The sequence below is a fragment of the Mesorhizobium sp. M8A.F.Ca.ET.207.01.1.1 genome, assembly GCF_004794715.1.
Classification (GTDB): Bacteria; Pseudomonadota; Alphaproteobacteria; order Rhizobiales; family Rhizobiaceae; genus Mesorhizobium.
The window spans coordinates 1-300 of record NZ_SRUS01000485.1 but is presented as its reverse complement, the minus strand read 5'-3'; the positions used below and the strand labels follow the sequence as shown (position 1 = coordinate 300).

Here is a 300-nt window from a genome sequence, read left to right as displayed (position 1 = left end):
CTCGAATCCGAGATCGCCGAGCGTCGCGCCGCCGATGCCGCTTACCGCTGAGGTCGAGAGATGGATTGGGTAAATATCGCTTTCTGGGTGTTCGCCATCGCGGCAACGGTTTCGGCCGGTGCGGTGATCAGCGTGCGCAACCCGGTTCACGCCGTGCTCTGCCTGGTGCTGACCTTCTTCTCCATCGCCTGCGTGTGGCTGCTGGTGGGCGCCGAGTTCCTCGGTGTGGCCGTTGAACCGTCCTTCGGCAGCGGTGCTGCCTGCTCCGCTGCGCCAGGCCCCGCGCGAGCACTGGGAACC

1 protein-coding gene is annotated in these 300 nt (G+C 66.3%); it reads left to right on the top strand.

What is annotated here, in order from left to right; all coding sequences use genetic code 11:
* Nucleotides 1-60 precede the first annotated feature (60 nt).
* A partial coding sequence (locus EN850_RS35480; RefSeq protein ID WP_210238092.1) for an NADH-quinone oxidoreductase subunit J occupies nucleotides 61-300 on the top strand: 240 nt, incomplete at its 3' end.